Annotated in this window: 11 protein-coding genes and 1 tRNA gene; 8 read left to right on the forward strand and 4 right to left on the reverse strand. The window is 64.5% G+C overall.

Going from position 1 to position 11,151, the window contains the following annotated elements:
* The first annotated feature begins 1 nt into the window (after position 1).
* Genes J0I79_RS09055 through J0I79_RS09070 form a run of 4 tightly spaced genes read left to right on the forward strand, consistent with a single transcriptional unit; the run spans position 2 to position 3,365 of the window.
* Complete coding sequence (locus J0I79_RS09055) at positions 2 to 739, forward strand: ABC transporter ATP-binding protein (RefSeq protein ID WP_292856632.1); 738 nt, start codon at positions 2 to 4, stop codon at positions 737 to 739.
* Entirely contained in the window at positions 736 to 1,449 is a 714-nt protein-coding gene (locus J0I79_RS09060; protein WP_292856634.1) for an ABC transporter ATP-binding protein, read from the forward strand. Before J0I79_RS09055 ends, J0I79_RS09060 begins: the two co-directional genes overlap by 4 nt.
* A gap of 9 nt (positions 1,450 to 1,458) precedes the next feature.
* Complete coding sequence (locus J0I79_RS09065; protein WP_292856636.1) at positions 1,459 to 2,334, forward strand: branched-chain amino acid ABC transporter permease; 876 nt, start codon at positions 1,459 to 1,461, stop codon at positions 2,332 to 2,334.
* Complete coding sequence (locus J0I79_RS09070; protein ID WP_292856638.1) at positions 2,331 to 3,365, forward strand: branched-chain amino acid ABC transporter permease; 1,035 nt, start codon at positions 2,331 to 2,333, stop codon at positions 3,363 to 3,365. Before J0I79_RS09065 ends, J0I79_RS09070 begins: the two co-directional genes overlap by 4 nt.
* 52 nt (positions 3,366 to 3,417) lie before the next feature.
* On the opposite strand, the gene J0I79_RS09075 is transcribed toward J0I79_RS09070, so the two are convergent.
* The 4 genes from J0I79_RS09075 to J0I79_RS09090 all read right to left on the reverse strand — a co-directional run bounded on the left by J0I79_RS09075 (position 3,418) and on the right by J0I79_RS09090 (position 7,797).
* Positions 3,418 to 4,734, reverse strand: a complete 1,317-nt coding sequence (locus tag J0I79_RS09075; protein WP_292856640.1) for an ArgE/DapE family deacylase — start codon at positions 4,732 to 4,734, stop codon at positions 3,418 to 3,420.
* Positions 4,735 to 4,739: 5 nt separating this feature from the next.
* Positions 4,740 to 5,639, reverse strand: a complete 900-nt coding sequence (locus J0I79_RS09080; protein WP_292856642.1) for a MurR/RpiR family transcriptional regulator — start codon at positions 5,637 to 5,639, stop codon at positions 4,740 to 4,742.
* A gap of 175 nt (positions 5,640 to 5,814) precedes the next feature.
* Positions 5,815 to 7,455, reverse strand: coding sequence for a DUF882 domain-containing protein (locus tag J0I79_RS09085; RefSeq protein WP_292856644.1), 1,641 nt, complete (start codon positions 7,453 to 7,455; stop codon positions 5,815 to 5,817).
* Between the two features lie 267 nt (positions 7,456 to 7,722).
* Positions 7,723 to 7,797: transfer RNA gene (locus J0I79_RS09090), tRNA-Thr, on the reverse strand.
* Positions 7,798 to 7,959: 162 nt separating this feature from the next.
* On the opposite strand from J0I79_RS09090, the gene J0I79_RS09095 reads away from it, so the two are divergent.
* The 4 genes from J0I79_RS09095 to hisD all read left to right on the forward strand — a co-directional run.
* Positions 7,960 to 8,136 carry a hypothetical protein gene (locus J0I79_RS09095; RefSeq protein ID WP_292856646.1) on the forward strand — a complete coding sequence of 59 codons (177 nt, stop codon included), beginning with the start codon at positions 7,960 to 7,962 and terminating at the stop codon, positions 8,134 to 8,136.
* Between the two features lie 129 nt (positions 8,137 to 8,265).
* A complete protein-coding gene (gene murA, locus J0I79_RS09100) occupies positions 8,266 to 9,558 on the forward strand; it encodes a UDP-N-acetylglucosamine 1-carboxyvinyltransferase (RefSeq protein WP_292856648.1) in 1,293 nt (430 codons plus the stop codon).
* Between the two features lie 167 nt (positions 9,559 to 9,725).
* Entirely contained in the window at positions 9,726 to 10,157 is a 432-nt protein-coding gene (locus J0I79_RS09105) for a DUF2948 family protein (RefSeq protein WP_292856650.1), read from the forward strand.
* Between the two features lie 6 nt (positions 10,158 to 10,163).
* Positions 10,164 to 11,151, forward strand: a 988-nt coding sequence (gene hisD / locus J0I79_RS09110) for a histidinol dehydrogenase (RefSeq protein WP_292856652.1), incomplete at its 3' end; no start/stop codon positions are given.

An 11,151-nucleotide genomic window follows, 5' to 3' on the forward strand; every position in this document is an offset into this window, starting at 1 on the left:
AATGGCCCTGCTTGAACTGGACGACGTGTCGAAGGCCTTCGGTTCGCTGAAGGCCGTCGACGGCGTGTCTTTCAAGGTCGAGGCCGGCGAGATCTTCGGCATCGCCGGTCCCAACGGCAGCGGCAAGAGCACGCTGTTCAACATCATCACCGGCATTCCGTTCGGGCCGGACAAAGGACGCATCCGCTTCGACGGAACCGCGATCAACGGCAAGTCCGGGCATGCCATCGCACGGCTCGGCCTTGCCCGCACCTTTCAGCGGGAAACCAGCTTCGACGGGCTGACCGTGTTCGAGAACGCCCTGATCGGCGCCAGCTACGGCAAGCAGGAAAAGGCGGCGGGCGCGGCCCGCGACACAGCGGCGGAAGCCCTGGAGTTCGTTGGATTGGCGTCGGCCTCGTTCGGCCGGCTGGCCGGCGAGCTTTCCGTCTTCGAGCGCAAATGCCTGATGCTCGCCACCGCGATCGCCATGAAACCACGCATGCTGCTACTCGACGAACCGGCTTCAAGCCTGACCAAGCCTGAGATCGAGACCTCGATCGGATTGATCCGCCGCACCGCCGAACGCGGCATCACCATCCTTCTGATCGAGCATGTGCTGACCTTCCTGATGAGCCTGTCGCAGCATCTCCTGGTGCTCAATAACGGCCGCGTGCTCGCGGCCGGCGATCCCACTGACGTGATCGCCGATCCTCGCGTGATAGAGGCCTATCTCGGCACAAGGAGGTCGGCGGCATGACTCCGGTTCTTACCGTCGAAGGCGTCACCGCCGGCTATGGCCGCGTCACCGTACTGCACGACATTTCGCTGGAGGCGGGGCGCTTCGGCAATGTCGGCCTGTTCGGCCCGAACGGCCATGGCAAGACGACGCTGTTGCGCGCGATCTCCGGCCTGCTGAAGCCAAAAAGCGGCAGCATCCGGTTCGATGGGCAGGACATTGCGGGCCTGAGCGCGCGCGCCATTGTCGGCACCGGGCTGATCCATGTGCCGCAGGGCAACCGCCTGTTCCCGGACCTCTCCATCGCCGATTGCATGGCGCTCGGCGCCTATTCCGCGCGTGCCCGTCCGCATGAAGCGGAGAACCGCGAAAAGGTCATCAAGCTGTTTCCCAAGCTGGCGCAGCGCTGGCGACAGCGGGTGCGCACGCTGTCGGGCGGCGAGCGCCAGATGGTGTCGATCGGCACGGCGCTGATGAGCCATCCGCGCCTCTTGATCCTCGACGAGCCGACGCTTGGGCTGGCACCCAAGATCAAGGACGAGCTCTGCGCTTCCGTCATGGACATTTCGCGCGGCGGCGTGCCGCTCATCGTCGTCGAGCAGGATATCGAGTTCCTGCTGGAACTGACCCAGCAACTCTACCTCGTCAATCACGGCGCGGTGGCGACCGAGATCAAGCCGGGCGAGAGCCTCGACCACGGCGAGATCATGTCGATGTATTTTGGCCATTAGGGATTTGGTATGAGCGCATTGGCGGAAATCCTGTTCGGCGGCCTGTTCCAAGGGTCGCTCTACGCCATGATGGCGGTCGGTCTCGCTTTGGTCTGGACGACGATCGGCGTGTTCAACTTCAGCCATGGCGTGTTCATGATGCTGGGCGCCTATATCGCCTGGCAGCTGGTCGAAATCGGCCTGCCGGCGGCGGTCGCCTTTCCGGTCGCCGTCGTCGTCATGGCCGGCGTCGGCTGGATCCTGCAGGCGAGCGTCGTGCGGCCGCTGATCGGCCGCCCCAACATCGTGCTGGTCGTGGTCATCACCACGCTTGCCGCGGGATCGCTGATCGAGAACGGGGCGCTCACCATCTGGGGGCCGCGCTCGAAGCAGATTCCGGCGCTCATCGACGGCAACACCACGATCGGCGGTGTCGGCGTATCGCTGCACCAGATCGCCATCATCGTCATCACGCCGCTGATCCTGGCGGCATTGTGGGTGTTCCTCAACCGTACGCGGTTGGGGCTCGCGCTGCGCGCCGTGGCGCAGAACGAGGATGCCAGCCATCTGGTCGGGCTCAACGTCACCGCGCTTTACGGGCTAGCCTTCGCCATCGCCGCTTCGCTCGCGGGGCTCGCCGGCATCTTCATGGGCGGCTACCGCTTCATGTCGCCGGTGATGGGCTCAGACCCGTTGCTCAAGGCGCTTATCGTCGTCGTCTTCGGCGGCATATCAAGCATATCGGGACCGATCTTCGCCGCCTATCTGATCGGCTTCTTCGAGGCCGCCTGCAGCTACTATTTCGGCCTCTACTGGACGCCGGCTTTGCTGTTCGGCGTGCTCATCCTGACCTTGATGGTGCGTCCCGAGGGCATTTTCGCCAGCCGTTCGCGAGGCCTGGCATGACCGACATGACCTCCCCGATCGCCCCAATCCGCACACAAACGGCAAACCCGGTTGCCCCAGGCCGCACGCCCTGGAAGGCCGAGGCCGTCGGTTTCGTGCTCGGCTTTGCCTTGCTGGCGCTGCTGCCGTTGGTCTTCGGCGACACCTATGCCCGGCACATCCTGATCATGGCCTTCATCTATGCCATCGTCGCTTCGAACTGGGACCTAAGCCTCGGTTATGGCGGCGTCTTCAACTTCGGCCACCTGGCGCTGTTCGGCATCGGCGTCTACGCCTACAGCCTGCTGACCAAACTCAGCGGGCTCGACCCCTGGATCGCGCTTTTTGCCAGCGGCATCATCGCAACGCTGGCGGCGATCGTGGTGACCATTCCGATCCTGCGGCTGAAAGGCATCTACATCATCCTGGTCACCTTCGGCTTCGCGCAACTGGTCATGCAGGTGATTCTCAGCCAGTCCGACATCACCGGCGGCACGCAAGGCATCGTGCGCATCCCCGGCCTCTACTGGTTCGACCACAACATGGTTCGCGACGGCAAATTCGCCTATTTCTACATCGCGCTGGCGCTGCTGGTGGCAAGCACGCTGTTCCTGCGTGTCTTCGTCCGCTCGCGCACGGGCGCCAGTATCGTGGCGCTGCGCGACAATGAGGAATACGCCATCAGCCGCGGCGTCTCGATCGTGCGCCAACGCATGCTGACGCTTGCGGCAAGCGCCTTCTTCACCGGCATCGCCGGCGCCTTCTATGCCGCCTATCAGCGCAACGCCTCGATCGATGTGTTCGGCATGAGCCTGGCGACCATCATCCTGTCGATGGTGCTGCTCGGCGGCACCAGCACCATCTACGGCGCCATCGTCGCGTCCTTCGTGCTGACGATCTTCGCCGAATGGATGGCCGATTTCGGCGCGTGGCGGCCGATGATCACGGCGGTGCTGATCATCGGCGTGATGCTGGCCTATCCGAGCGGGCTGGCCGGCATGATCAAGGCCGCATGGGGCGCGGTCGCCGGGCGGATCAAACGCCCGGCCTGAGTGAAGCGTGGATGGGAGTGCGGACGGACATCCGCACTCCCATCCGGTTGCCTTAGCGGACGCCGCACCAGTCGATCACCGAAGCGGCGATGACCTTGGCGGTCTCGACCACGGATTCCACCTCGACATATTCGTTGGCGCCATGAAAACCGTCGCCCGACGGGCCGAAGATGACGCTGTCGACGCCGGCGCCGGCATAGTGCGCGCCATCGCATACGGCGACGAAACCGCGGGCCTCCGGCGCCTTGCCGATCGCGGCCTTGCGTTTCATCAGCGATGCCACCAGCGGATGGTCGACCGGCGTGTTCATCGGCGGAAAGTGAAGACCGCCGAGTTCCCACTGGATTACAGGCGGGTTATCGCGCAGCCAGGCATCGGTCTGGGCGAAATGATGGACGAACGCCTCGAAATCCCGACGGTAGTCGGCGGAGTTCTCGTCCGGCAGGAATTTCATGTCGAGGTCGAGCACGGCGACATCGGGGATGATGGCCGGATTGGTCATCACCGTCGGCAGGCCATGCTCGCCGAGACCCGTTCCGCCATGCATGACACCGATGTTGATGGTGTTCATGCCTAGCGGCAGCAGCGGGTGGGACTTCGCACGCGTGCGGTCGAGTTCATATTGGCGGACGGCGGCGATGAAGCGCGCCGCAATCTCGATGGCGTTAACGCCAGGCTTCAGCCGGTCCTTGTCGTGGCGCTGCGGGTAGATTTCGTTATAGCGCAGCGCGGAATGCGCGTTGCGGCCGCGAATGGTGACGCGTGCCCATTCCAGTCCGCCCTCGACCGGCAGGACATCGCCCCAGGTCGGTTCGGCGACAAGCACCGCCTTGGCGAGCTTGCCTTTCTTCACGGCATCGATGGCGCCGAAGCCGCCGGCTTCCTCGTCGACCACGGAATGGATCGCCAGCCTGCCCTGCAGCGTGATGCCGGCTTTCTTGATGGCGTGCGCGGCAGCGACGCAGGCAGCAACGCCGCCCTTCATGTCGACCGCGCCCCGGCCATAGAGCCGGCCATTGGTGATCTCGCCGCCGAAGGGATCGACGGACCAGTCCTTCATCTCGCCGACCGGCACCACGTCGATATGTCCACACAGGATCAGGCTGCGATCCTCGCTTCCGGACCACTCGCCGACCAGATTGGGTCGGCCGGGCAAGGCGTCCCATTGCTCCGTCGCGAACCCATCTTGCTTGAGGATGGGTTCGAGCAGCGCCTGGACGTCCGCCTCGCGGTTTATCGCCGGATTGGCCTCGAATTTGGGATTGACCGAAGGGATGCGGACCATGTCGCGGGTCAACCCGATCAGCCAGTCGCGGTCGGCCTCGATCCCGGCCTGCACGGTGTCGATGATGGTCTTGGTGTCGGGCATATCTGTCATTTCCTGGGATGTTTGGGTTTTTCAGCAACCGATGGCGACAGGGCGCCATCGAGGGTGACTGCATTGGCGCTGCGGATCTTCTCTATGTCCTCGATGCGCTTGCGAACGCCGGCGCCGTGGCCTTCCAGCGCATGAGCAAAAACGGTTTCCATCTGCGCGACGGCGGTCGCCAGCGTGTCGAACGGCGAATTGGCGTCGATCGCCGCGACCATGGTCAGGTCGGCGATCTCCGATATCGGCGACAGCCAGACGTCGGTGAACAACAGGATGGAGACGCCGCGCTCATGCGCCTGCTGGGCAAAACGCACCACATCGGACTGGTAGCGGCGATAGTCGAAGACAACCAGAAGGTCGCGTTTGCCAAGGTCGATCAGCAGATCGAAATCGGCCGGGCTGAGCGAGCCGATATCGCGCACGCCGGAGCGGAACTGCAGGAGGTAGCCGGCCAGCATGGAGGCGATATGGCGGCTGAAGCGGCCGCCCAGCAGCACCACCTGGCCTCTGGTGTCGAGCAGCAGGTTGACGGCGCGCGTATAGGCCTGCAGGGGCACCGCCGTGCGGGTCCGCTCCAGGCTGTCGGAGACCGAATGAAAATAGGCGAGCGCCGTGCCCTCGCTCGAGCCTCCCGGACGCTTGGCTTCCATCATCAAAAGCGGCGAATGCAGTCTCGATTCGACCTCGGTGAGAAGACGCGCCTGGAAATCGGCAAAACCGTCATAGCCGAGCTTGGTCATCAGGCGCGTTACGCTTGGATCGCTGACCCCGGCGCGGCGCGCCAGCCTCGTCGCCGTCCCCAATCCGGACATCGGGTAGTCGGCGAGCAGCACCTGGACGATCTTTTCTTCCGCCGACGTGAACGCCAAGGTGGTGTTGGCCAGTTCTTCGCGGATCGACATCGTCATCGCCTCTCGCCAGGGGAAGACGATTATCTTACAATTTCATCCACAGTTGTCAAATTTGGAAAAAATCTTACAGAGCAGCCGCGCGGCATTCCAAGAACAGGGCGACATGCATCACCCTCGATATGGCACAGCACATTTCCGTACCCGATCGGACGGTTGCTACCCGCCCTTATTTGAAGCTGGCGATCGGCAGGAATTTCACAGCGGAGCCGGTGAAGCGGCGGTGATCGGCCGACTGTCCTCGCGGCTGAAAGCCGGCGAGATAGACCTGCTCGGGCGCCGTGCGGATATAATTGGCGGCAATGATCGGTGCCGCCGTCGATCCGCTGGCGGTGCCACGAGTTGTCGCGCGCGGCCGGCCTGCAGACGCCGGCACCACCACGGCGGTGGCTTCGGGGTCGAGACGCGGCTGGACACGGTCCGCCTTCGCGCTGGTCCTGACATCGTCGGGTCTCGGCGCGGGAACCGCGATGCGCTGGCCGGCCAGCGCGTCGACGCCGTTGTCGGCGGGGCGCATGGCCAGCAAGGCGTGGATCGCTTCGCCGGCCTTGGCCTGTTCCGGCTGTGGTGCGCTTGCCTGGTTTTGCGGCCGCCATGTTGGCAAGGGAACGTTGAGCGCCACCATCTCAGATGCAACGCCCGGTGCGGCGGCATCGGCCTTGGCCACGGGAACTTCGGTGTTGGCCGCCGCCGGCTGCGTGGCCGCTGGTTCGGCCCGCGCCGGGGATGCGCTGGCCACTGCGAACGGCACGGTTTGCGGTGTGGGAATGCTGGCTGCGGGCTCGGCGCGCGGTGCGAAGGCGGGTAGCGGCACCGCGCCAGGCGCCATCGCCATGACGATCGCCTCCGGCGTGTTCGTGTTCGTCGCGGCCGGCGGTTCTTCCGCCTGGCTGGCCGGAGCCGTCGGGATTTCAGCGCGCTGGGCCGCTTCCGGCGCCACGATGGCGATCTTCGGTGTCGGACCGGCTTCAACCGGCCGGGCCGGTTTGCGTGGCGCTGGCACCGCTTCAGCGGCGTCGTCGGCTTCGTCCGCGCCGCGCCCGCCCAGGATTGTCGCCAGCAAGCCCCGCGCCGGCCTGCGCTGACCGCTGTCGGCGCTTGCCAGTTCGATGTTGGGCGTGCCGGCGGCCTTGCGCGACTTGTAGGCGGCGAGCGCCTGATCGAAGCCGGGCAGCGGCCTGCCGTCGCTCGGCACATGCAACGTCTTGCCGTCCGGGAAAACCCTGGCGAGCTCCTGGCGGCTGATGCCCGGCCAGTGCCTGACATTGCCGACGTCCATATGGATGAAAGGCGAACCCGATGTCGGGTAGTAGCCGACACCGCCGCCCTGCATCCTGAGGCCGATGTCTCGCAGCTTCTTCAGCGGCACGTCAGGCAGGAAGAAATCCATGGCGCGGCCGACCATATGCTGGCTTTCCCGGGCGACACCCTTTGAGCGGCTGCGCAGCATGGCGTTCGTCGCCGGAGAGCGATAGGCGCTGACCACATGGATATAGGATCTGGAGCCGCTGGCCTGATAAGCCTGCCAGACGAGATCGAGCAGGCGCGGATCCATCCTGGTTGGCTCGTTGCGGCGCCAGTCGCGCAGCATGAAATTGATCTTCTTCAACCCTGCCTGATCGTAGCGTCCGTTGCGCTTGAAGACGATCTCGGCCTTCTCGCCCGTGTGCAGATGCTGGATGCGCAAGGCGCGCGTCTCGGCGGAAGCGCCGGTGACGCAGAGGCAAAACAACGCGACCACAATGGCAGGCAACCATGTCAAACGATGGGAGGCGCCGGGCGCGTTCTGTTCGCGTTCAATCACGTTCATGCTTTGCACATCGTCTTCGTTTTAGGCCGTTTCACGTCTTCGCCGCGACAAGGACGCTCTCTCTTTGGCCTCCCGGCGTGCGAAAGGCCACGGGCTCGACCTGGGGAGCCGGGTTTCAATCACAAAATACGTCATACCGATGAACAGCATCTTGGTTAACGAATCGTGTCGTGACAACAATCGGCTTCGTCCGAAAGCCGCGATGCCTGGCCCTCCCCTCGCCAATACGAGGCAGGAAATCCCGGAAATGCCTGTCGCTGAAAAATCTGGTGCTGCGAGAGAGGATTGAACTCTCGACCTCTCCCTTACCAAGGGAGTGCTCTACCACTGAGCTACCGCAGCCGCTGATGGCGGGGCTTCTGCCATATCGAACCGGCAAGCGCAAGGCCAAGAACAACGCTTCTGTGAAAGCCTTTGCCGGATAGCGATCGTTGACATGGCGGCGCCATAATGTTGGCTATCCCTTTACCAGGGGGCTGGCCGGTTCTCGGCCGGGACGGGACAATGAGCGACAAGACGATATCGACGAAAAACAGCGGTTCTGACCGCAAGACCCGGCTCGCCGAGCAATTGCGCGCCAACCTGCAGAAGCGCAAGGCGCAGTCGCGCTCGCGTCGCACCGGCGATGCCGACCAGCGGCCCGACGGGCTCGCGGCTTCGAAGGAAATGCAGAAAGATTAACTCAAATCGGCCACTCTTGGCCTGGGACGGGCGAAATCCTATTTCTTGAACCACATCGGGCAATGGTCTAGACGGGCCGACACTCAAACGATTGAACCGGCCTTTTTTGGCCGAGAGGGACGTTTTCTTATGGATCGCATCAGAATTGTCGGCGGCAACGAGCTCGCCGGGAGCATTCCGATCTCGGGTGCGAAAAACGCCGCCCTGCCGCTGATGATCGCCTCGCTGCTGACCGACGACACGCTGACGCTCGAAAACGTGCCGCATCTGGCCGACGTCGAGCAGCTTATCCGCATTCTCGGCAACCACGGCGTCGACTATTCCGTCAACGGGCGCCGCGAGAAGCAGAATGAGGGCTATTCGCGCACTATCAACTTCTCCGCCCGCAACATCGTCGACACGACGGCGCCTTACGAACTGGTGTCGAAGATGCGCGCCTCCTTCTGGGTCATCGGACCGCTGCTGGCGCGCATGGGCGAGGCGAAAGTGTCGCTGCCCGGCGGCTGCGCCATCGGCACGCGGCCGGTCGATCTCTTCCTCGAGGGCCTGCAGGCGCTCGGCGCCGACCTCGACGTCGACACCGGCTATGTCATCGCCAAGACCAAGAACGGACGCCTCACCGGCAACCGCTATGTTTTCCCCAAGGTCTCGGTCGGTGCCACGCACGTGCTGATGATGGCCGCGTCGCTGGCCAAGGGCGAGACGGTGCTCGAAAACGCCGCCTGCGAGCCCGAGATCGTCAACCTCGCCGAATGCCTCAACGCCATGGGCGCCAGGATTTCGGGCGCCGGCACGCCGACCATCACCATTGACGGCGTCGAGGCGCTTTCGGGCGCCCGCGTGCGCGTCATCCCCGACCGCATCGAGACCGGCACCTATGCCATGGCCGTGGCGATGACCGGCGGCGACGTAGTGCTGGAAGGCGCGCGTCCCGAACTCTTACAGACCGCGCTGGACGTGATTTCGCAGACAGGTGCCGAGATCACCCAGACCAATTCCGGCATCCGCGTGAAACGCAACGGCGCCGGCATCTCGCCCGTGGACGTGACGACCGCTCCCTTCCCGGCCTTCCCGACCGACCTGCAGGCGCAGTTCATGGGCCTGATGACCATGGCCAAGGGCAAGTCGCGCATCACCGAAACGATCTTCGAAAACCGCTTCATGCATGTGCAGGAACTGGCCAGGCTCGGCGCCCATATCACGCTCTCCGGCCAGACGGCGATTGTCGACGGCGTTTCGAAACTGAAGGGAGCGCCGGTCATGGCGACCGATCTGCGCGCTTCGGTGTCGCTGGTCATCGCTGGCCTGGCGGCCGAAGGCGAGACCACGGTGAACCGTGTCTACCACCTCGACCGCGGCTTCGAGCGGCTGGAGGAAAAGCTGTCCAACTGCGGCGCGGTGATCGAGCGTATTTCCGGTTGAAGATCGGGCGCAGGCAGCTTCCGGGAGAGCCGCGCCCATACGGCATCCATGCCCGTCCGCATCGCAAACCCGAGGCAATTGCCTCGGGCGAAAGCCGTGTCGTGGTTGCACCGGCCGAAAAGACCGCCTAACAGAAGGCTTACACCAACCTTAGGCACAAATCCCGCATGGCCCTCAAGCTTATCGCGCTCGACGATCAGGATCTGAGCATCATCTCGGCCCACGTCCAGGACGCCGTGATGAAGGTCTCGGACCTCGAATACCTGCCCGCGGCCAAGCGTTTCGTGCTGACCATGAACCGTTTCGTCTGGGAGGCCAAATCCGGCCTGTTCCGCCAGCACAATGAGCGCCGTCAGGCCGTGTTGCATTTCGACCGGGTGCTCGGCGCCAAGACCAACGGCATCGCCCGCGACAAGCCGGCCGAGGTCCTCTCCCTGCTGGCGGTCAGCTTCATCGAGATCAGCAAGCCCGCCGGGATCGTCGAACTGATCTTTTCGGGGGGCGGCACGATCATGCTCGATGTCGAGTGCGTCGAGGCCCGGCTTGCTGACATAGGCGGCGCGTGGGAAGCCACGTCGCGCCCCGTCCACAGGGCCTGAGCATCCATGGCCATCACACTGCGCCAGTCCGACGCCGATTTCGAGCAGCGTTTCGCCGCCTTCCTTACAACCAAGCGGGAAGTGTCGGCCGATGTCGAGGCCGCGGTGCGCCAGATCATCGCGCGGGTGCGCGCCGAGGGCGACGCCGCGCTGATCGACTATTCCAGCCGATTCGACCGGGCCGACCTGAAAAGCATCGGCATCGCGGTGTCGAAGGAGGAGATCGCCCGCGCCTATGACGGCGCCGATCCACAGACTGTCAAGGCGCTCGAATTCGCTCGCGACCGGATCCGCGCCTATCACGAGCAGCAGTTGCCCAAGGACAATCGCTATACGGACGTCGCCGGCGTCGAGCTCGGCTGGCGCTGGACGGCGATCGAAGCCGTCGGCCTCTACGTGCCCGGCGGCACCGCGAGCTATCCAAGCTCTGTGCTGATGAATGCCATACCGGCCAGGGTTGCCGGCGTCGATCGCGTCGCGATCTGCGTGCCCGCTTCCGGCGGCGCCATACCGCCATTGGTGCTGGTGGCCGCCGATATCGCCGGCGTGACGGAGATCTACCGTGTGGGCGGCGCGCAGGCGATCGCCGCGCTTGCCTATGGCACCGAGACGATTAGGCCTGTCGCCAAGGTCGTCGGACCCGGCAATGCCTATGTCGCGGCGGCCAAGCGCCAGGTGTTCGGCACGGTCGGCATCGACATGATCGCCGGCCCTTCGGAAGTGCTCGTGGTTGCCGACGGCAACAACAATCCGGACTGGATCGCCGCCGACCTGCTTGCGCAGGCCGAGCATGACGTGTCGGCGCAGTCGATCCTGATCACCGACGATCCGGCTTTCGGCAAAGCGGTCGAGCAGGCGGTCGAGCGCCAGTTGCAGAGCCTGCCGCGCGGCGAAACGGCCGCAGCGAGCTGGCGCGATTTCGGCGCGGTGATCGAGGTTCCCGACATCGACGCGTCGCCGCCGCTGGTCGACCGCATCGCCGCCGCCCACGTGG

The sequence above is a fragment of the Mesorhizobium sp. genome (assembly GCF_017306585.1).
Taxonomy (GTDB): Bacteria; Pseudomonadota; Alphaproteobacteria; order Rhizobiales; family Rhizobiaceae; genus Mesorhizobium.

Excerpts from the sequence above, each read along its gene's own strand:
- J0I79_RS09055 (WP_292856632.1), top strand. The coding sequence starts at position 2 with ATGGCCCTGCTTGAACTGGACGACGTGTCGAAGGCCTTCGGTTCGCTG.
- J0I79_RS09080 (WP_292856642.1), bottom strand. The coding sequence starts at position 5,639 with ATGTCGATCCGCGAAGAACTGGCCAACACCACCTTGGCGTTCACGTCG.
- J0I79_RS09075 (WP_292856640.1), bottom strand. The coding sequence starts at position 4,734 with ATGCCCGACACCAAGACCATCATCGACACCGTGCAGGCCGGGATCGAG.
- J0I79_RS09105 (WP_292856650.1), top strand. The coding sequence starts at position 9,726 with ATGGCCCTCAAGCTTATCGCGCTCGACGATCAGGATCTGAGCATCATC.
- J0I79_RS09060 (WP_292856634.1), top strand. The coding sequence starts at position 736 with ATGACTCCGGTTCTTACCGTCGAAGGCGTCACCGCCGGCTATGGCCGC.
- murA (WP_292856648.1), top strand. The coding sequence starts at position 8,266 with ATGGATCGCATCAGAATTGTCGGCGGCAACGAGCTCGCCGGGAGCATT.
- J0I79_RS09095 (WP_292856646.1), top strand. The coding sequence starts at position 7,960 with ATGAGCGACAAGACGATATCGACGAAAAACAGCGGTTCTGACCGCAAG.
- J0I79_RS09070 (WP_292856638.1), top strand. The coding sequence starts at position 2,331 with ATGACCGACATGACCTCCCCGATCGCCCCAATCCGCACACAAACGGCA.
- J0I79_RS09065 (WP_292856636.1), top strand. The coding sequence starts at position 1,459 with ATGAGCGCATTGGCGGAAATCCTGTTCGGCGGCCTGTTCCAAGGGTCG.
- J0I79_RS09085 (WP_292856644.1), bottom strand. The coding sequence starts at position 7,455 with ATGAACGTGATTGAACGCGAACAGAACGCGCCCGGCGCCTCCCATCGT.